The organism is Stenotrophomonas sp. 115C5 (genome assembly GCF_056861055.1).
This window is the reverse complement of record NZ_JBSPUQ010000002.1, coordinates 113,497-133,745: the sequence shown is the minus strand read 5'-3', so window position 1 is coordinate 133,745 and position 20,249 is coordinate 113,497. Positions and strand designations below refer to the sequence as shown.

At 67.2% G+C, this 20,249-nt stretch carries 15 protein-coding genes and 1 tRNA gene; 9 read left to right on the top strand and 7 right to left on the bottom strand.

What is annotated here, in order from left to right; genetic code table 11:
- Window positions 1–11: 11 nt before the first annotated feature.
- On the bottom strand, window positions 12–869 hold the full coding sequence (locus AC13FN_RS04025) for a class I SAM-dependent methyltransferase (protein ID WP_049435961.1): 858 nt from the start codon (window positions 867–869) through the stop codon (window positions 12–14).
- A gap of 169 nt (window positions 870–1,038) precedes the next feature.
- Between AC13FN_RS04025 and AC13FN_RS04020 the strand changes: the two genes are divergently transcribed.
- The 4 genes from AC13FN_RS04020 to AC13FN_RS04005 all read left to right on the top strand — a co-directional run bounded on the left by AC13FN_RS04020 (window position 1,039) and on the right by AC13FN_RS04005 (window position 5,468).
- A complete protein-coding gene (locus AC13FN_RS04020) occupies window positions 1,039–1,995 on the top strand; it encodes an aldo/keto reductase (RefSeq protein ID WP_482984553.1) in 957 nt (318 codons plus the stop codon).
- Window positions 1,996–2,638: 643 nt separating this feature from the next.
- Window positions 2,639–2,710: transfer RNA gene (locus AC13FN_RS04015), tRNA-Thr, on the top strand.
- Between the two features lie 357 nt (window positions 2,711–3,067).
- Window positions 3,068–4,192 (top strand): slipin family protein, encoded by a 1,125-nt coding sequence (locus AC13FN_RS04010; RefSeq protein WP_049435963.1) that lies wholly within the window; start codon window positions 3,068–3,070, stop codon window positions 4,190–4,192.
- Window positions 4,193–4,247: 55 nt separating this feature from the next.
- Complete coding sequence (locus AC13FN_RS04005; RefSeq protein WP_482984552.1) at window positions 4,248–5,468, top strand: RtcB family protein; 1,221 nt, start codon at window positions 4,248–4,250, stop codon at window positions 5,466–5,468.
- A gap of 43 nt (window positions 5,469–5,511) precedes the next feature.
- On the opposite strand, the gene AC13FN_RS04000 is transcribed toward AC13FN_RS04005, so the two are convergent.
- The gene (locus AC13FN_RS04000; RefSeq protein ID WP_482984551.1) at window positions 5,512–6,417 is read right to left on the bottom strand and encodes an NAD(P)/FAD-dependent oxidoreductase; all 906 of its coding nucleotides are present in this window, start codon (window positions 6,415–6,417) and stop codon (window positions 5,512–5,514) included.
- The gene (locus AC13FN_RS03995) at window positions 6,407–6,862 is read right to left on the bottom strand and encodes an Rrf2 family transcriptional regulator (RefSeq protein WP_134958883.1); all 456 of its coding nucleotides are present in this window, start codon (window positions 6,860–6,862) and stop codon (window positions 6,407–6,409) included. The genes AC13FN_RS04000 and AC13FN_RS03995 overlap by 11 nt, the downstream gene beginning before the upstream one ends.
- 183 nt (window positions 6,863–7,045) lie before the next feature.
- Here AC13FN_RS03995 and AC13FN_RS03990 point away from each other — a divergent pair, with 183 nt between their 5' ends.
- On the top strand, window positions 7,046–9,166 hold the full coding sequence (locus AC13FN_RS03990) for a methyl-accepting chemotaxis protein (protein ID WP_482984550.1): 2,121 nt from the start codon (window positions 7,046–7,048) through the stop codon (window positions 9,164–9,166).
- A 102-nt stretch (window positions 9,167–9,268) separates the two neighbouring features.
- Here the strand turns inward: AC13FN_RS03990 and AC13FN_RS03985 are convergent, their stop codons facing one another.
- The gene (locus AC13FN_RS03985) at window positions 9,269–10,171 is read right to left on the bottom strand and encodes a LysR family transcriptional regulator (RefSeq protein ID WP_043399523.1); all 903 of its coding nucleotides are present in this window, start codon (window positions 10,169–10,171) and stop codon (window positions 9,269–9,271) included.
- 105 nt (window positions 10,172–10,276) lie between these two features.
- On the opposite strand from AC13FN_RS03985, the gene AC13FN_RS03980 reads away from it, so the two are divergent.
- Complete coding sequence (locus AC13FN_RS03980) at window positions 10,277–11,491, top strand: MFS transporter (protein ID WP_482984549.1); 1,215 nt, start codon at window positions 10,277–10,279, stop codon at window positions 11,489–11,491.
- Window positions 11,492–11,576: 85 nt separating this feature from the next.
- A complete protein-coding gene (dkgB, locus tag AC13FN_RS03975; protein ID WP_482984548.1) occupies window positions 11,577–12,386 on the top strand; it encodes a 2,5-didehydrogluconate reductase DkgB in 810 nt (269 codons plus the stop codon).
- Between the two features lie 150 nt (window positions 12,387–12,536).
- Here dkgB and AC13FN_RS03970 read toward each other — a convergent pair whose 3' ends face one another.
- Entirely contained in the window at window positions 12,537–13,238 is a 702-nt protein-coding gene (locus AC13FN_RS03970; RefSeq protein WP_482984547.1) for an alpha/beta fold hydrolase, read from the bottom strand.
- Window positions 13,239–13,387: 149 nt separating this feature from the next.
- Here AC13FN_RS03970 and AC13FN_RS03965 point away from each other — a divergent pair, with 149 nt between their 5' ends.
- Window positions 13,388–13,768, top strand: coding sequence for a YbjQ family protein (locus AC13FN_RS03965; protein WP_049426729.1), 381 nt, complete (start codon window positions 13,388–13,390; stop codon window positions 13,766–13,768).
- 73 nt (window positions 13,769–13,841) lie between these two features.
- On the opposite strand, the gene AC13FN_RS03960 is transcribed toward AC13FN_RS03965, so the two are convergent.
- Together AC13FN_RS03960 and mgtE are read right to left on the bottom strand one after the other, a co-directional pair.
- A complete protein-coding gene (locus tag AC13FN_RS03960) occupies window positions 13,842–16,562 on the bottom strand; it encodes a bifunctional acetate--CoA ligase family protein/GNAT family N-acetyltransferase (RefSeq protein WP_197645407.1) in 2,721 nt (906 codons plus the stop codon).
- 85 nt (window positions 16,563–16,647) lie between these two features.
- Window positions 16,648–18,018 carry a magnesium transporter gene (gene mgtE, locus AC13FN_RS03955; RefSeq protein ID WP_049435974.1) on the bottom strand — a complete coding sequence of 457 codons (1,371 nt, stop codon included), beginning with the start codon at window positions 18,016–18,018 and terminating at the stop codon, window positions 16,648–16,650.
- 345 nt (window positions 18,019–18,363) lie between these two features.
- On the opposite strand from mgtE, the gene AC13FN_RS03950 reads away from it, so the two are divergent.
- On the top strand, window positions 18,364–20,142 hold the full coding sequence (locus AC13FN_RS03950) for a monovalent cation:proton antiporter-2 (CPA2) family protein (RefSeq protein ID WP_054172802.1): 1,779 nt from the start codon (window positions 18,364–18,366) through the stop codon (window positions 20,140–20,142).
- Window positions 20,143–20,249: the final 107 nt, after the last annotated feature.

The window sequence follows — 20,249 nt, the reverse complement described above, 5'->3', positions numbered from 1 at the left end:
CGGCACCCCTCTTACGGCTTGATGAAGCGCAGGGTCATGCGATCGCTCTCGCCGATCGCCTGGTACTTCACGTCGTCGGCCTTGTCGTGCTGGTTGGTCGGCGGCAGCGTCCACACGCCGTTCGGGTGGTCCTTGGTGTCGCGCGGGTTGGCGTTGACCTCACTGCGCGCATCCAGCTTGAAACCAGCCGCCTCGGCCATCGCGATCACCTGCTGCTGGCCGACATAGCCGGTGTCATCGTCGTCGGCCACATCGGTCTTGGCGCGATGCTCGACCACGCCGAGCACGCCGCCCGGCTTGAGCACGTTGAAGAAGCCCTGGAACATGCCCTGTGCCTGGCCGGCCTTGCGCCAGTTGTGCACGTTGCGGAAGGTCAGCACCACGTCGGCAGAATTGGCCGGGCCGAACACCGGCTTGGCCGGATCGTAGGCGACCACGGCAGTCTTGCCGAACTGCGCCGGTGCGCCGGCGTACTTCTTTTCCAGGCTGTCGCGGCTGCGCTGCTGGTAGTCACGGCCGCGGCCTTCGGGCACGGCCATCGGGTCGACCACGGCGGCGACGTATCGGCCCTTGTCATGCAGCAGCGGCGCCAGGATCTCCGAGTACCAGCCGTTGCCGGGGGTGATCTCGATGACGGTCTTTTCCGGAGCCACCCTGAAGAACGACAGCGTCTGCGCCGGATGACGGAAGCCATCGCGCTTGACGTTGTTGGCATCGCGGGTGGGCGCCTTCACCGCCGCGTCGATGGCCGGCGAGACCTCGATCTTCGCCGGCGCTACCGTGGCCGGTGCGGCGAACGCAGGAACAGCAGCAAGCAGGGCCGAAGCAAGCAGCAGTCGGCAACCACGCAGGGACGAAGCAGGCATCATCGGGACGACTCCAGCGGAAGATGCGGCGAGACTAGCAGTCGCAGCGTCCCAGGTGTTCACAAAACGTTAGCTGCGTGCGCGCCGCGGAACACTGTTTTGTGGTCGTCGCCGCAGCACGGTCACACATCGCGTTCTATTCTGGAGCACTTCCCCCAAGGAGTCCGTGCCCATGACGGCAACCCGCGAACTGGGCCGTTCCGGCCTGCATGTACGTCCGCTCGCCTTCGGTGGCAACGTGTTCGGCTGGAGCGCCGATGAAAAGGCCAGCTTCGCCCTGCTCGATGCCTTCGTCGACGCCGGCTTCAATCTGGTCGACACCGCCGATGTGTACTCGGCCTGGGTGCCCGGCAATGTCGGCGGCGAATCGGAGACGCTGATCGGCAAATGGTTCGCGCGCAGCGGCAAGCGCGACAAGGTGGTGCTGGCGACCAAGGTGGCCAAGTGGGCCGAACGCCCCGGCCTGACCCCGGACAACATCAATGCGGCGGTCGAGGATTCGTTGCGCCGCCTGCAGACCGACGTGATCGACCTGTACCAGGCGCACGAGGACGATGAGTCGACGCCACTGGAGGCGACGCTTGCGGCATTCGGCCGCCTGATCGAGGCCGGCAAGGTGCGTGCGATCGGCGCCTCCAACTACAGCGCCACGCGCCTGGCCGACGCGCTGAAGGTCTCCACCGACTACAAGCTGCCGCGTTACGAAACCCTGCAGCCGGAGTACAACCTGTACGACCGCGCCGGCTACGAGAAGGAACTGGAACCGCTGGTGCAACGCGAACAGATCGGCGTGATCGGTTACTACGCCCTGGCCAGTGGCTTCCTCAGCGGCAAGTACCGCACGCCGGCCGATGCAGCCAAGAGCCCAGCGCGTGGCGAGACGGTGGTGAAGCGCTATCTGAACCCGCGCGGCCTGCGCATCCTGCAGGCGCTGGATGACGTGGCCAGCAAGCACGCCGCCAGCGCCGCACAGATCGCACTGGCATGGCAGATCGCACGGCCGTCGATCACCGCGCCGATCGTCAGCGCCACCAGCGTCGAGCAGCTGCACGATCTGCTGGCAGCGGCCAACCTGTCGTTGAGCGTGCAGGACGTCGCGCAGCTGGATGCCGCCAGCGCGGAAGCCTGAGTTGTAGTGCCGGCCGCTGGCCGGCATTGCACAACAGCGAAGAAAATAATTGAACAAAATAGTTGCGCGCGACTAAATCGTGGTTTATCGTGCGCACCTCGTTTCAACAACCACTGGAAAACTCCCTTGAACGCGCATTCCGTCGCCACCGCCAAACTGCTGCCATGCCTGCGCATGGACGGGCTGGCGCGCGCGTTCGGCAAGGAAGACCAGCTGACAACGGCCTGATACCCGCCCTGCGGAGATCGGCCACCCCGATCTCCGAGGCCTGACGACGCCCTCGGAACGCACGTCCCGGGGGCGTTTTCGTTTGCGTCGGCACAAGGACCCGCGATGCCAGAACTGCACCCCGCGCGGCAACCCGCCGCTCACTGACCCAGGTTTCTTCGCCGCACCGGAGGATTTTCTCCGCGTGCATGGCAACGCCTGGACATTATCTGCATCGCACCCAAACATTATCGCTCGCGATAATGTCGGTGGCCTGCACCCTCGACTACCAACGGTCCCATTTCAACCACGGGCTGGTGCGCGCGGCATTGCCGTGGCGTATGCCGGAGGTCGCGGACATGCCATCGCCTGGATCGCCTGCTGGAGGCAGGCGCCGGTTCGCCGGCACGCGGTTCGATTCCGCGCGGTCCCCAACTGGATAGCTCAGCTTGGTCAGAGCAACGGATCCGTAATCCGTCTGTCGTGGGTTCGATTCCCACTCCAACCACATGACCTGTCACGTCATGACTTGAAGCAACACCCGGGGCGCAAGCCCCAGCGGCCATCGTCGCCGTCCACCGTCATTGCCTTCGGGCAGGAACGTGGAAGGCAACGGACCGCACGCCGGGCCTCGGCCTGTCACCACTACCTGCCCCACTCTGCTCCGGTGCTGTCTGCCGGCAGCGATGGCCGCAAGGGTGATGACGCACCGAAGGCTCCGCGCGCGGACCGTCGGCCGATGGCCGCCCTCTTCCGCTGCCTGCACGTGGTGTGCAGGCGGCCTCGCCACGACCTGATCGACCCGGGTCATGGTGATTCATCCGCATCGGGTCGAACCACCAGAGCCATACAAGGAGAGACTCCCATGTTCTGGACCATCAAGGTCGTGATCGGCGACGGCGAGCGCGGCCTGGTGTATCGCAACCGTCGTTTCCAGCAGATCCTGCTGCCGGGCGTGCACCGCCTGTCGCCGTTCGGCGGCCGGCCGCACGTGGACATCCACAACGCATCGAAGGGCGCGGCCTACACCGGCAGCGACCAGGACAGCCTGATCGAAGCGCTGGGCGCACAGCTGGACACGCACTTCGTACTGGCCAACGTCGGCGCCGGCGAGGTCGGCCTGTTGCTGCGCAACGGCCGCATCGACGAGGTCCTGCCGCCGGGCAGCCGCCGTCTGTACTGGCGCGGTTCGGTCGACACCCAGGTCCGCGTGATGGCGCTGGGTGACGAGCCGCGCATCCCGCTGGACGTGCAGCAGCGCCTGGGCCAGCTGGGCATGCTGCCGCGTGTCGCGGTGATCAGCACCGTGCCGAGCGAGTCGGTCGGCCTGCTGTTCATCGATGGCACGCTGCGGCAGACGCTGGATGCCGGTCTGCACGCGTTCTGGAACTTCAACGGCAACGTGTCGGTGGAGCGTGTGGAACTGCGTGCACGTTCACTGGACGTGTCCGGCCAGGAGCTGCTCAGCCGCGACAAGGTGACCCTGCGGGTGAACCTGGCCGCGACCGTGCAGGTGGTCGACCCGGTGCGTGCACACCGCACGCTCAGCAATGCCGATGAGTTCATCTATCGGCAACTGCAGTTCGGCCTGCGCCAGGCGATCGCCGCACGCAGCCTGGACGAGCTGCTCGGTGACAAGGCGGCGCTGGACGGCGAGATCGCCGCCCATGTGCAGGCCGCGATCGAGGGCCACGGTGTGCGCCTGCTCGGCGTCGGCATCAAGGACGTGATCCTGCCGGGCGAGATGAAGGAGATCCTCAACGGCGTGGTGCTGGCCGAGAAGCAGGCCCAGGCCAGCGTGATCCGTCGCCGCGAGGAGGCCAACGCCACGCGTTCGCAGCTCAACACCGCAAAGCTGATCGAGGACAACCCGGTGCTGATGCGCTTGAAGGAGCTGGAGGCGCTGGAGAAGGTCACCGAGAAGATCGACACGCTCACCGTGTTCGGCGGCCTGGATGGCGTGCTGAAGCAGCTGGTGACGATCAGGTAGGGGTCGCGGCGGCGCAGGGACGCGCCGCCGGCCCATCAAGGACATTCAAGAAGACATGGACACTCAGCAGAACTATCAATGGCTGCACGCCGAGGGCACCACGCCGATCAAGGGCTGGGTCAACGGTGTGCCGCTGGAAGCGCAGGCCCACGAGCAGCTGCGCAACATCGCCGCGATCCCGTTCGTCGGGCCGTGGGTGGCGGTGATGCCGGACGTGCACCTGGGCAAGGGCGCGACCGTGGGCTCGGTGATTCCGACCCGTGGCGCGATCATTCCGGCCGCGGTCGGCGTTGACATCGGCTGCGGCATGGCGGCGGTGCGTACCACGCTCCGTGCCAACGACCTGCCCGATGACCTGCGGCAACTGCGCAACAGCATCGAGCGCAGCATCCCGGTCGGCAATGGGCGCGGCGGCGAGCATCACCGCATGCCCGACAGCATCCACACCCGTTTGGTGCAGTCGGGGCTGGCCGCCGGCCTGGAGAAGATCAAGGACAAGCACCGCCGGATCCGCACCGACAAGCTGGACCGCCAGCTGGGTACGCTGGGCGGCGGCAACCACTTCATCGAACTGTGCCTGGACGAGACGGATACGGTGTGGGTGATGCTGCACAGCGGCTCGCGCGGCACCGGCAACCTGATCGGCACCTACTTCATCGAGAAGGCGCGCGAGGAACTGGCCCGCCGCGTGCTTGGCTTCCACCTGCCGGACAAGGACCTGGCGTTCTTCATGGAAGGCGAGCCGCTGTTCGATGACTACGTTGAAGCGGTGTCGTGGGCGCAGGACTACGCCCGGCAGAACCGCGAGGCGATGATGTCGCGCGTGCTGGCCGAAATGCGCCACCGGCTGCCGAAGTTCCAACTGGCGGCGATGGCGGTGAACTGCCACCACAACTATGTGCAGAAGGAAACGCACCACGGCCAGGAACTGCTGGTGACGCGCAAGGGCGCGGTCAGTGCGCGTGAGGGCGAGCTGGGCATCATTCCCGGCAGCATGGGCACGCGCAGCTACATCGTGCGCGGCAAGGGCAACGCGGACAGCTTCCACAGCTGCAGCCACGGTGCCGGCCGGGCGATGAGCCGTGGCACGGCGCGCCAGCAGATCACGCTGGCCCAGCATCGCGAGGCCACCGCACACGTTGAGTGCCGCAAGGACAGCGGCGTGCTGGACGAGTCACCGGCCGCGTACAAGTCGATCGACGATGTGATGGCCGCGCAGCTGGACCTGGTCGACGTGGTGCACACCTTGCGGCAGGTGCTGTGCGTGAAGGGGTAATGGAACGGTGCCGACCAAGGCCGGCATCTACCAGAGCAGATGGTCAGCGCGGCACGCTGTCCTCGGCCACCAGCGCATGATGCACGCCAATGCCCGCGCGCACGCCCTCGGCAGCGGCCAGCGTGATGTTGCCAACCGTGGTTGCATCGCCCGCGGCATACACGTTCGGCACCGAGGTCTGCTTCATCATGTCGACCTCGATCAGCACGCCCAGCGGGCTCTCGACCAATGTGCAGCCCAGTTGCTGTACCAATGGCGTGGCCATCGCCTGGGTGGCCGGCACGAACAACGCACGCTGGGCGATGCGGCGGCCGTCGGCCAGCTCCACTTCCAGCCAGGTCGGCTGGTCGCCCTGCACGCCCAGCACCGGCGAGGTCTCGATCTGCACGCCGCGCTGCTGCATGGCCGCCCGTTCCTCATCGGTGATCGGCAGGCCCTGGCTGAAGAACGTGACATTGCCCCAGTCGGCGAACAGCGGCGCCTTGCTGGCGGACATCGGATGGCCGCCGAGCAGGCCGATGGCACCACCACCCACTTCATAGCCATGGCAGTACGGGCAATGCAGCACGGTGCTGCCCCAGCGCTCGGCCAGGCCCGGCAACGCCGGCAACTGGTCGGCAATACCGCTGGCCAGCAGCAGCTTGCGCGCGGCCAGGACCTGGCCATCGGCGGTATGCACTTCCACGCCTTCGGCGCGGGCGGCGGCCTGCACGGCTTCAGCATGCAACCAACGCACTGTGGGATAGTCCAGCAGCTGCTGTCGCGCGGTCTTCAGCAGCTCGGCCCCGCTGATGCCATCCAGCCCCAGCACGCCGTGCGAATGGCTGGCGAAGCGGTTGCGCGGCAACCCGGCGTCGATGACCGTGACCGGGCGGCGGGCACGGGCCAGGATCAGGCCGGCGGCAATGCCGGCATAGCTGCCGCCGACGATGAGCACATCAGGATTCATGGTGACCTTCCAGGGAGCGGTGATGGGCGAGATGGCGGGCGAAGTCGGCGCCGAGCTGGTCCAGCGTGGTCGCCTGCAGCCGCTGTTCGAGAAGGCGCTGTGCTTCGCGCGCCCCTTCGAGCAGGGCGCTGTTGACCAGCTGCTGGATCGGGCAGCCGCCGCCGGAATCGCGGGCGCCGACCTGCACCAGCGGTGGTGCGCCCACGGCCAGATAGATGTCATGCAGGGTGATCGTTGCGGCATCGCGTGCCAGCAGGCTGCCGCCGCCGTGGCCGCGGGTGCTGCGCACCAGGCCGGCCTTGTGCAGCTGTGCCAGCAGGCGACGGATCACCACCGGATGCGTCGGCAGGCACGACGCCAGCTGCTCGGACGTACGCGGGGCAGCGTGGCCCACCAGATGCGCCATCACGTGCAGGGCGTCGGAAAGCGGGTTTGCTGATTTCATGTAACAACAATAGTTACATTTAAACCACCTGTCGAGAGTCCGTATTCGTTCCATATGGACACATTTGTCCTATTAAACATCTCCTTCACATCGCTAAACGGAACGCGAATGTGATCGTTGTCGCACTTCAGACGCACAGGGCACGGGTCGATACCGCATTGCCCCTTCCCGAGAGTCCCTTCCATGAAAGCGTCTGTCCGTGCTCCGCGCCTGCAGTCCAAGCTGCTCGGCGCGGTTTCTGTTGGTCTGGCCGTGGTCCTGCTGTGCGCACTGGCGGGCTTGGCCTCCGCCTGGTTGAAGCTGTCCACCGAGGTTCCACCCGAAGTCGCGCACAGCCGCGATGCAGAACGCCTGCAACGCGAGTTCCGCGGCCAGGTGCAGGAATGGAAGAACGTATTGCTGCGCGGCCGCGACGATGCGCTGCGCCAGCGCCATCTGGATGCCTTCGACAGCGAGGGCCGCCTGGTCGAGCAGCTGGCCAAGGGCCTGGTGACCAGCCCGGACGCGCGCACGCGTGATCTGGCACAGGCCTTCATCGGCCTGCATGCGCAGCTGCAGAAGGACTATCACGCTGCCCTGCAGGCATTTGCAGAGGCCGGCTACGACCCCGCCGCCGGCGACAACCTCGTGCGCGGCAAGGATCGCCCGGTGGCGACGGCACTGGATGCGCTGAGCACGCACGCCACGCAGGTGGCCGAAGCAGCGGTGGCCGCGCGTTCTCAGCAGGCACGGCAGACGTTGTTGCTGTGCGCGGCGCTGACCGTGCTGGCCGCGGTGCTGCTGCTGATGGGCCTGGCCTGGTGGCTGCGGCGCGCGGTGGTGCAGCCGGTACTGGCGGTGGAAGCCGCTGCACGTGCAGTGGCTGCCGGCGACCTGCAACACGTGGTGCAGGTGCACAGCCGCGACGAGATCGGCCGCCTCGCGCAGGCCATGCAGGCGGTGCAGTCGACACTGCGCGGCGTGCTGGATGCACAGGCCGCGATGGCGCAGGCGCATGAGGCCGGCACCATCAGCCACCGCATGGACGCCAGCGCCTTCCCCGGCGCGTTCGGCACGATGGTGGCCGACAGCAACGCGCTGGTCGATGCGCACATCCAGGTGAAGCTGCGCGCGATCGCGATCATGGGCCGCTATGCCGTCGGCGACCTCAGCCAGGACATGGAACGCCTGCCCGGCGAGAAGGCCGTGATCACCAACGCATTGGATACGGCCAAGGCCAATCTCGGTGTGATCAACGGCGAGATCCGCCGCCTGGCCGAAGCGGCGGCCGCCGGTGACTTCAGCCAGCGCGGCGACAGCGCTCGTTTCGAGCATGATTTCCGCGCGATGGTCGACGGTTTGAACCGCCTGATGCAGACCACTGAACTGAACCTGGGCGAGGTCTCCAGCATGTTGCGTGCGATTGCCGATGGCCGTCTCGGCGCGCGCATGCACGGTGATTTCCAGGGCGTGTTCGCGCGTATCGCCGGTGACGCCAACACCACCGCCGCGCAGCTGGCGACCATCGTCACCGACATCAAGCACGCCTCCGGAAACATCCACACGGCGGCGGCGGAGATCGCCGCCGGCAACAATGATCTGTCGCGCCGCACCGAACAGCAGGCCGCCAACCTGGAAGAGACGGCGGCATCGATGGAGGAACTGACCTCCACCGTGCGCCAGAACGCCGAACACGCGCGCCAGGCCAACCAGCTCGCGATCGGCGCGCACACCGTTGCCTCTCACGGCGGCAGCGTGGTCGGCCAGGTGGTGACGACGATGGGCGCGATCGAAACCTCGTCACGGCAGATCGCCGAGATCATCAGCGTGATCGATGGCATCGCCTTCCAGACCAACATCCTGGCGCTGAACGCTGCGGTGGAAGCCGCGCGTGCCGGCGAGCAGGGCCGTGGCTTCGCGGTGGTTGCCAGCGAGGTCCGCACGCTGGCGCAGCGTTCGGCGGCGGCGGCGAAGGAGATCAAGTCGCTGATCGAAGCCTCGGTGGAACAGGTGGGGCACGGTGCACAGCGCGTGCGTGAGGCCGGTGACACCATGGCCGAGATCGTGGCCTCGGTGCAGCGCGTGACCGACATCATGGCCGAGATTTCCGCCGCCTCGCAGGAACAGAGCGCGGGCATCGAACAGGTCAGCCAGACCGTGATCCAGATGGACGGCACCACCCAGCAGAACGCTGCGCTGGTGGAGGAAGCCAGCGCCGCGGCACGCAGCCTGGAACAGCAGGCGAACCGGTTGATCGAGGCGGTGGATGTGTTCGACCTGTCGACCACGGCGGATGCGAAGGGCGGGTTGGCGCGCGCGGCCTGATTGGTCCGGTTGCCGGCCAGCGTCAGATGGGTAGCGCCCGACCGTTGGTCGGGCGATGGCAGGTGCAGTGCGGACCAACGGTCCGCACCCACCCGAATCCGATCAGCGCAGGTAACCGCTCTGCGCCATTGCTTCACCCAGGTAATCCAGGAACGAGCTGATCCGCGCCGATACCGCCGTGTTGCGGTAATACACCGCGTGGATCGGCTGGTACACATCCAGCGTCTGCGCCGCCAGCACCGGCACCAGGGTGCCAGCAGCGCGGTCGCGATCGGTGACGAAGTCGGACAGGCAGGTGATACCGACACCTTCCACCGCCAGGCGGCGTAGTGTTTCGCCGCTGGACACCGCGATATCCGGATGCACCCGCAGCAGGCCATCGGAATCGCCCGGCAACGGCCAGCGGTTGAGTGACTCCGGCTCGTTGAAGCTGAGCAGCGTGTGCTGGCCCAGCGCGGCGACGCTGGCCGGTTCGCCGTGTGCAGCCAGGTAGGCCGGGCTGGCCACCAGCCGCAGCTGGCACCGCCCCAGCGGCCGCGCATGCAACGTGGAGTCGGCCAGTGGCCCGATCCGGATCGCCAGATCGGTGCGCCGCTCGAGTAGGTCGATGTAGCGGTCGGAGCTGTTCAACTCCAGCTGCACTTCCGGGTAGCGCGCACGATAGCCGCTCACCAGCGGCGCGATCACGTGCAGCACGAACGGCATCGCCGCATCCACGCGCAGGCGCCCTGCCGGGCGCTCGCGGCGCGCCGCCATCTGTTCCTCGGCCGATTCCACCGCATCGATGATCGCCCGTGCATGGCGCAGGAACGCCTCGCCCTCGGCAGTCAGGTGCAGGCGGCGGGTGGTGCGGGTCAGCAGGGTGATCCCCAGCTTGTCCTCCAGCCGCCCCAGCGCACGGCTCACGCCCGAGGGCGTCTGCCCCAGCTGCTCGGCAGCTGCACTGATCGACCCGCTGTCGATCACCGCGAGGAAGGCCTGCATTTCGTCGAGAGTGGTCTTCATGCCGCCATTATTGACTGAGCGGCAATAGTGATTGGCGTGAAGACTGGTTTTTCGGCAAAGGTGCGCCGCGCACACTGCGCGCCTTCCTTCCCTCCGGAGCCGGCCATGATCCGTGGCATCCCCCTCGCCCTGCTGGCGTTGACCCTCGGTGCCTTCGCCATCGGCACCACCGAGTTCGTCATCGTCGGCCTGATTCCCACCATTGCCGCCGATCTGCAGGTCAGCCTGCCCTCCGCAGGCCTGCTGGTCTCGCTGTATGCCCTCGGGGTGGCCATCGGTGCGCCGGTGCTGACCGCGCTCACCGGCCGCGTGCCGCGCAAGACCCTGCTGGTGGCGCTGATGGTGCTGTTCACGCTTGGCAACGTCATCGCCTTCCTGGCGCCGGGCTATACCTCGCTGATCATCGCCCGCATCCTCACCGGCTTGGCCCACGGCGTGTTCTTCTCGATCGGTTCGATCATCGCCACCGCGGTGGTGCCGAAGGAGAAGGCAGCCAGTGCCATCGCCATCATGTTCACCGGCCTGACCGTGGCGCTGGTGACCGGTGTGCCGCTGGGCACTTTCATCGGCCAGCACCTGGGCTGGCGTGCCACCTTCCTGGCGGTAGCCGGCCTCGGCGTGATCGCTCTGCTCGGCGCGCTGCTGTTCGTGCCGCGCAGCGTGCCGCAGAGTGCGCCCGCCAGTTTCCGCCAGCAGCTGGCTGTGCTGGCCCAACCCCGCCTGCTGCTGGTCTATGCGATGACCGCACTTGGCTACGGCGGCACCTTCCTGGCCTTCACCTATCTGGCGCCGATCCTGCAGGACGTCACCGGTTTCTCCGCCAATGCGGTCAGCCTGGTGCTGCTTGTGTACGGCGTGTCGGTCGCGATCGGCAACCTGTGGGGCGGGCGCATGGCCGACCGCATGGGGCCGGTGCCCGCGCTGAAGCGCATCTTCGCCCTGCTGGCCGTCGTGCTGTTCATGCTCACCTTCACCGCCTACACCACCTGGCTGATGCTGCTGACGGTGCTGGCACTGGGTGCGGTGGCCTTCGGCAACGTACCCGGCCTGCAGGTGTATGTGGTCAAGCAGGCGCAGCGCTATGCGCCGCAGGCCACTGACGTGGCCTCGGGGCTGAACATCGCCGCCTTCAACATCGGCATCGCGCTGGGCGCCTCGCTCGGCGGGCTGGTGGTGGAGAACATCGGCCTGATGCACACGCCGTGGCTGGGCGCACTGGTGGTGGTAGGCGCGTATGCATTGACCGTGCTCAGCGGCCGCCTGGACCGTCGTGATGGCATCGATGATCGCGCCGATGGCATCGCCGTGGCCGCGCATTGATTCATGCAATGCAGCGTTGCCGGCATGCATACGGCACCTGCCCTACCCTCTTTCCTTTGCGACTCCCTCCCCCTTGGAGCTTCCCATGACTGTTCCCGCTTTTGGCCTTGGTACCTTCCGCCTGAAGGACCAGACCGTGATCGACTCGGTGCGCAATGCACTGGACGTCGGCTACCGCGCCGTTGATACCGCGCAGATCTATGGCAACGAAGCCGAAGTCGGCCAGGCCATCGCCGAGTCCGGCGTGCCGCGTGATGACCTGTACCTCACCACCAAGGTGTGGATCTCCGAGTTCAAGCATGATGCGCTGCTGGCCAGCCTGCGTACCAGCCTGGAAAAGCTGCGCACCGATCGCGTCGACCTGGCGCTGATCCATTGGCCCTCGCCGAACGACAAGGTCGATGTGCCGATGGAGGAGTACCTGCCGGCGCTGGCCGAAGCCAAGGCGCAGGGGCTGACCAGGGCGATCGGCATCTCCAACTTCACCATCGCCCAGACCCGCAAGGCGATCGAGATCCTCGGCGCCGATGCGATCGCCACCAACCAGATCGAGATCCATCCGTACCTGCAGAACCGCCTGCTGGTGAAGTTCCTGCAGGACAACGGCATCCACACCACCGCCTACATGAGCCTGGCCTATGGCGAGGTGATCAAGGACCCGGTGATCCAGGCCATTGCCGGCCGCCACCAGGCCACGCCCGCGCAGATCGCACTGGCCTGGGCACTGCAGCAGGGCTTCTCGGTCATTCCGTCCTCGACCAAGCGCGAGAACCTGGCCAGCAACCTGGACGCGGCCGCGATCCGGCTGACCGACGAGGACATGGCGCAGATCGCCAAGCTGGATCGTGGGCACCGCCTGGCCAACCCGGAAGGTATTGCGCCGGCCTGGGATTGAAGAGCGGCCGCCGGGGCGGGGCCCCCGCCGACCCGGAACGCGGGGGTGGGCCCCGGCCCGCCCCCGGGGGGCCTTGATGTCGGGCCGCCGGGCCGGGCCGGGCGGGCCCGGATACGCGTGGGTAGCGCCGGGCCATGCCCGGCGGATCCATCAGGCCTGCAACAACCAGCCTCGCATCGCCGCACTGACCTCGTCCGGCTTTTCCATCGGGGCAAGGTGCCCGCAATCGGGCACCACCACCAGCTGCGAGTGCGGCACCAGGGCGTGCATTTCCTCGCTCACTGCCAGCGGCGTGATGCGATCATTGGCGCCACAGATGATCAACAGCGGATCACGGTAGCCGGCCAGCACGTCATGGCCGTCGCGGCGTTCCAGCGCGCTCTGGCGCAGGAACACCTCCGAACCCAGGCGGGCGGTCATGTCGCGCACGCGCTGCACCAGCACGTAGTCGTCCAGCCGCGAGGCATCGATGTAGCTGCGCATCAGCGTATCGCCGAACCCGCGGAACCTGCCCGGCAGGCGCACGCTGGCGCGCTGGCTGCGGCGCTGCTCGGCGCGCTCCGGTGAGTCGGCGTGGATCGAGGTGTCAACCAGCGCCAGCTGCAGTACGCGCTCCGGGGCGATGCGCAGGATCTGCTGGGCGACGAAGCCACCCAACGAGAAACCGGCCAGGGCGAAGCGCTCCGGCGCCTGCGCCAGCACATCCTCGGCCACGGCCTGCAGGGTCTCGCCACGGGTCTGGTCGCCTACGGTGCAATCGGCAATGTCGGCCAGATCGGCCAACTGCGCGCGCCACAGCTCGGCGTCGTTGAGCAGGCCGGGCAGCAGCAACAGGGGAATACGTTCGGTCATGCGGGTATTGTCGCGCCGGTGCGGTGACGGAACCATGCCGCAACGGGCGAACGGGCTTTTGCGCTTTATAGTCGAGCCATGCTCGACTGCTCCACAGCCCGTCGAGCATGGCTCGACTCTACAGAAGACCCTACGACACGGACGCGGCCATGGCAGACCCCTACAACAGCGGCAACCCGACGACCTCGCTGGCACGCTTCGACGATTCACTGGTCACCACGGCCTTCGAGCTTCCCGGCCACCGGGTCGTGCGCAACCTGGGCGTGGTGCGCGGCATCACCGTGCGCTCGCGCTCGATCGTCGGCAATTTCCTGGGCGGCATCCAGACCCTGTTCGGTGGCAACATCACCATCTACACGGAGCTGTGCGAACAGGCCCGCGAGGAAACCTACCGCGACATGGTCAAGCACGCGCGGCAGCTGGGCGCCAACGCGATCATCGGCATGCGCTATGACGCTACCGATGTGATGACCGGGCTGACCGAGGTGCTGTGCTATGGAACGGCAGTGGTGGTGGAGCCGGTGCGCTGACGTTGCAGTGCCGAGCCGATGCTCGGCTCAGGCGCGCCCGTGAGATGCAAGGCAGCCGAGCGTGGGCTCGGCTCTACAGAGGGGTCTCAGGCACTTCGACCTGCTGCACCGGCAGGGTCACCATCATCACCGTCGGGTCGTCCGGGTCCAGCTTGGTCTTGAAGCCCAGGCTCTGGCACATCGCCAGCATGGTGCTGTTCTCGCGCAGCACCTGGCCTTCGACCACATCCAGGCCCAGCCACTTGGCGTACTCGATCATGATCGCCATCAGCCGCCAGCCGATGCCGTGCCCCTTCAGATCCGAGCGGATCAGGATGCCGTACTCGCCACGGTGGTAATCGGCATCGGCGTGCAGGCGCACCGCGCCCAGCATTTCGCCGCTGCGTGGCTCGATCGCCACCAGTGCAATCGAGCGTGCGTAGTCGAGCTGGGTCAGGCGCGCGATGAACTCGTGGCTGAAATGCTTCACCGACTGGAAGAAGCGCAGGCGCAGGTCCTCGTCGCTGACACGGGCGAAGAATGCGCGGAACAGCGCATCGTCTTCCGGACGCACCGGACGCACGAAGGCGCGGCCGCCATCGGACAGTTCGATGGTGCGCTCCCACTCCTTCGGGTACGGGAACACCGAGAAGCGCGGATGACCGCGGCCCTTGTGCAGAATGCGCGACGGCGCCACAGCCACACGTGCGTCGAGCGCGAGGATGCCCTTGCCGTCGACCAGCAACGGATTGATGTCCAGCGTGCGCACTTCGGGAATGTCCGCGGCCAGCTGTGCCAGCTTGACCAGCGCCAATGCCAGTGCGCGCTCGTCAGCGGCAGGCACATCACCGTAGGCCTTGAGGATGCGCGAGGCGCGGGTCTGGCCAATCAGCTCGTGGGCGAGGCGCAGATCCAGCGGCGGCAATGCCAGTGCCTTGTCATTGATCACTTCAACTGCGGTACCGCCACGGCCGACCACGATCACCGGGCCGAACGTCGCGTCATCGGCGATGCCGACAATCAGTTCACGCGCCTTCGGGCGCACGATGGTCGGCTGCACCAGTAGGCCATCGATGCGCGCATCCGGCCGCAGCTGGCGCGCACGCGACAGGATCGCGTTGGCCGCGCTCTGCACCGCCGGCAGCGTGGACAGGTTGAGGCGCACGCCATCCACTTCCGACTTGTGCGGAATATCGGGCGATAGAATCTTCAGTGCGACCGTGGCACCGCGCTCCAGCAGCGGCTGCGCCAGGTCCATCGCCTCGTGCGCATCGCGCGCGTGCATCACCGGCGCGGACGGAATGCCATAGGCCTTGAGCAGTTCATGCGTGGCCAGCGGGTCCAGCCACTGCTGGCCGTTGGCCAGCGCTGCATCAACCAGGGCACGCGCGGCCGCCGCGTCAACGTTGAAGTCCTGCGGCAGGCTGGGTGGCGTTTCCATCAGGGCGTTCTGCGCTTCGCGGTAACGCACCAGATGCTGGAAGCCACGTACGGCCTCCGCCTCGGTCGGATAGGTCGGCACCCGCGCCGCGTTGAGCGTGGCGGTGGCCTGGTCATCGTTGCCCAGCCACACCGCGAACACCGGCTTGTCGCGATGATGGCGCGGGCGCAGGCCGAGCGTGCGGGTCAGCGCCTGCGCAGCGTCTGCGGACGAGGTGAACGCGGTGGGCACGTTGACCACCATCACCGCGTCGTTCTCGTTGTCGGCCAGCAGCGCTTCGATGGCCGCGGCATAGCGGTCACCATCGGCGTCCACCACGATGTCGACCGGATTGCTGCGCGACCAGCCCTGCGGCAGCACCGAATCGAGCTTTTCAATCGTGCTGTCGGACAGAGTGGCGAGCGTGCCACGCAGTGCGATCAGCTGATCAACAGCCAGTCGGCCGACACCGCCACCATTGCTGAGAATCGCCAGCCGACGACCAGGGAATGTACCCAGCCGCCCCAGCGACTCCGCAGCAGTGAACAGTTCGTCCAGCGCGCTGACGCGCAGCAGGCCGGCGCGGTTGAAGGCTGCACCGTACACGTCGTCGGCGCGGGCCAGTGCCTGCACATGGGTATCACGACTGCCCGGCTGCACGCGTTCGGCGCGGCCGGACTTCACCACCACCACCGGCTTGGCGCGGGCGGCGGCACGCGCGGCCGACATGAACTTGCGCGCGTCCTTGATCTGCTCGACATAGAGCAGGATGGCGCGGGTGCGGTAGTCGGTGGCGAAGTAGTCGAGCAGATCGCCGAAGTCGACGTCCATCGTGTCGCCCAGCGAGACCACCGCGGAGAAGCCGACCGAGCGCGCTACGCCCCACTCCACCAGCGCGGCGGCGATCGCCGAGGATTCGGAAATCAGGGCGAGGTCGCCTGCCTGCGGGAAATGTGCGGCGATACTGGCATTGAGTCGCGCGTGCGGCGCGATCACGCCCAGGCAGTGCGGCCCGAGGATGCGCAGGCCATGCTTGCGCGCCACCGCCTCTACCTGTGCGGACAACGAACCCGGGCCTTCGCCCAGGTGCGCAGTGAGGATGATCGCCGCCTGCACGCCGCGCTCGGCGGCGGTACGCACCACCTGCGGCACGATCGCCGCCGGTGCGGTGATCACCACCAGGTCGGGCACCCAGTCCAGGTCCTTCAGCCGCTTGATCGTGCGGATGCCATCGATCTCGGCATGCCGCGGGTTGATCCACGCCACCTTGCCGGGGAAGCCGGTGCCGCGCAGATTGCGCATCACCGCACGGCCGGCCGAACGCTCACGCGGACTGCCGCCGATCACCGCGACCGACTGCGGACGGAACACAGACTGCAGGTGGTAGGTACTCATGCGCCTACGGTACCCAAAAAAGGGGACGGAGGGGATTAAGTCGTTTGTGGCACAAACGACTTAATCCCCTCCGTCCCCTTTTTTGTTACAGCAGCGTGCCGTGCAGGATCATCGCGGCGATGCTGAAATAGATCACCAGGCCGGTGACATCCACCAGGGTGGCCACGAACGGGGCCGAGGCGCTGGCCGGGTCGAAGCCGAACCGCTTCAGGATGAAGGGCAGCATCGAGCCGGACAGCGAACCGAAGGTGACGATGCCGACCAGCGCGGCGCCGATGGTGATCGCCAGCAGGATCCAGTGCTCGCCGTAGTCATGCAGGCCGCCCAGCTGCCAGATCACGATGCGCACGATCGCCAGGCAGCCGAGGATGGCACCCAGCACCATGCCGGTCGGAATCTCGCGGATGGCCACCTTCCACCAGTCGCGCAGGCGCAGTTCACGCAGCGCCAGGCTGCGGATCAGCAGCGAGGTGGCCTGCGAGCCGGAGTTGCCGCCGGAACTCATGATCAGCGGAATGAACAGGGTCAGCACCACCGCGCGCGCCAGTTCGTCCTCGTAGTGCTGCATCGCGCTGGCGGTCAGCATCTCGCCCAGGAACAGCACGCTCAGCCAGCCGGCGCGCTTGCGCAGCATCTCGAAGAAGCCGATCTGCATGTAGGGCTTGTCCAGCGCTTCCATGCCGCCGAACTTGTGCGCGTCCTCGGTGGATTCCTCGATCAGCGCATCGAGCACGTCGTCCACGGTGACGATGCCCAGCATCTGCTGCTGGTCGTCGACCACCGGAATCGCCAGCAGGTCGTGGCGGCGGATCAGCCGCGCCACTTCTTCCTGGTCCATCAGCGCATCCACCGTCACCGGCGGATTGACCTGGGCCACGTCCAGGATCGATTCCTCGGGCAGGCCGGTGATCAGCCGGCGCATGGTCACCACCTGCTGCAGCTGCTGGCTGGCCGGGTCCAGCACGTAGATCGCGTATACCGTCTCGCGGGTGCGCTCGACCTGGCGGATGTGCTGCAGGGTCTGCGCCACGGTCCAGCTGGCGGGTACCGCCACGTACTCGGTGGTCATCAGCGCGCCAGCGGTGTTCGGCGGGTAGCTGAGCAGCTTCTGGATGGCCTGGCGGGCGTCGGTGCCCAGCAGCGGGATCAGCCGCGCGCGTTCTTCCTCGTCCAGCTCGTGGACGATGTCGGTGGCACGGTCATCGGCCATCAGACCCAGCAGGGCGGCGGCGCGTGCCGGCGGCAGCGCGGCCACCAGTTCGCCGCTGCGGTGCAGTTCCGGTGCCTCCAGCATCTTCACCGCACGCGGCAACGGCAGCGCGGCCAGCGTTTCCGCAGCGCGGGTCAGTTCCAGCGTGTTGAGGAATTCCACCGCATCGGCGGTGTTGTAGTTCGCCAATGGCGCGGCCAGTGCGGCGGCATCGGCCACCGGGCGCAGCAATTGCTTCTGGTTCATCGGGTTTGCCTTGTGGGGGTGCGACCTCGCGCAACGCCAACGCAGGCAAACCGTCCCGATGTCAGGCGGTGGCCATCGCTGGCGTCGAACGAGGTCGACTTCTACTGTCGCTGGACATGGGTTGGGGACTCCGGGATGCGTGTGCGGGCGGACGCGCCGCCAGCGGCGGGCAGTCTGGACCCGTGGGCCATGCAGGTCAACCCGGTCCCGCCGCGGCAGCACCCTGCCCCGCAGGTTGTTCTCGTGCGTACACAGACCGGCGCGCATAATGGCGCGGTGGTGTTCGCCACGCTTTCTCCACCCGAACGGACGCACAGCGGGCTCCCCCGATGACCAGGTATTCCCATGCATAGCGGTGGTCTGGAACTGGCCCTGGTGCTGCTGCTGGCGGCGGTCATCGCCGTGCCGGTGTTCAAGAAGTTCGGCTTCGGCGCGGTGCTGGGCTACCTGGCGGCCGGTGTGGTGCTGGGCCCGGACGGGCTGGGCTTCGTGCAGGACGCCGACCGCATCCTCGGTGCCGCCGAGATCGGCGTGGTGATGCTGCTGTTCGTGATCGGCCTGGAGCTGTCGCCGGCACGCCTGAAGGTGATGCGGCGCTCGGTGTTCGGCGCCGGCGCCGCACAGGTGGCGCTGTCCGGGCTGGTGCTGGGCGGCCTGCTGCTGCTTGACCATTTCCAATGGAAAAGCGCGCTGGTGGTGGGCGTGGCGCTGGCGTTGTCATCCACCGCGGTGGGCCTGCAGCTGCTGTCCGAGCACAAGGCGATCAACAGCGACCATGGCCGGCTCGGGTTCGCCATCCTGCTGTTCCAGGACCTGATCGCGATTCCGCTGCTGGCGGCCATCCCGCTGCTGGGCGGGGTGAAGAACGAGACCCTGCGCTGGGAAGACGCCGCCGTGGCCCTCGGTGCGCTGGCCGTGGTGATCCTGTGCGGGCGACCGGTGCTGCGCAAGGTGTTCAGCATCATCGCGCGCACCCGCAGCCCGGAAGTATTCACCGCCACCGCACTGCTGGTGGTGCTGGGCACCGCCTGGTTCATGCAGGAAGCCGGCCTCAGCCCCAGCCTGGGCGCGTTCCTGGCCGGCGTACTGCTGTCCGATTCGGAGTTCCGGCACGAACTGGAAGCGCAGATCGAGCCGTTCAAGGGGCTGTTGCTGGGCCTGTTCTTCATCGCGGTGGGGATGGGCATCGATCTGGACCGCATCGCCGCCGAGCCGTGGCTGATCGCTGCCGGCGTGGCGATCCTGCTGGTGGTCAAGTTCAGCCTGCTCTACGTGATCGGGCGTATCGCCAAACTCAGTCCGCGACAGTCGCTGCTGCTGGGCAGCGTACTGTGGCTGGGCGGCGAGTTCGCCTTCGTGGTGTTCAATGAAGCACAGCGCGCGCACCTGCTGGGCAACGCCAACCACGACCGGCTGGTGGCGATCGTCGGCCTGTCGATGGCGATCACGCCGCTGCTGATGATCGCGCTGCTCAAGCTGCTCGGTCAGGAGAAGGCCGCACCGCGCCAGGCCGCCGAGGCCGACAAGGTGGCGCCGGACAATCGGCCGAAGGTGCTGATCGCCGGCATGGGCCGTTTCGGCCAGGTGATCGCGCGCCTGCTGACCGCGCAGAAGGTGCCGTTCGTGGCGCTGGAAGCGAACCCGGACACCGTGGCCGACCTGCGCCGCTTCGGCAACCAGCTGTACTACGGCGACCCGACCCGGCCGGAGATGCTGCGCGCGGCGGGCGGCGAGCACATCGATGTGTTCGTGATCACCGTGGACGACCCGGAGACCAACCTGCGCGCGGTGCGCATGGTGCGCCGGCTGTACCCGGACGCGAAGGTGCTGGCGCGTGCACGCAACCGCCAGCATGCGTGGCGCCTGATGGACATGTCGGCCGAGCCGTTCCGCGAAGTGTTCGGCACCAGCCTGGAGATGAGCGGCCGCGTGCTGACCGCGCTGGGCGTGGCACCGGACGTTGCCGAACGCCATGTGCAGCGCTTCCGCGAGCACGACGAACAGCTGCTGCGCGACCAGTATCTGGTGTACGACGACGAGGCGGCGGTGATCCAGACCTCGCGCGACGCACGCAACGACCTGATGCATCTGTTCGAGGCCGACGCGGAAAGCGACGGCAAGTAGGGGGCCGACCAACGGTCGGCACCCACCACAGATTGCATAGTGCCGGCCGCTGGCCGGCAGCCTCGGGATCCCGGAGGTTTCGTAGGGTTGCCGGCCAGCGGCCGGCA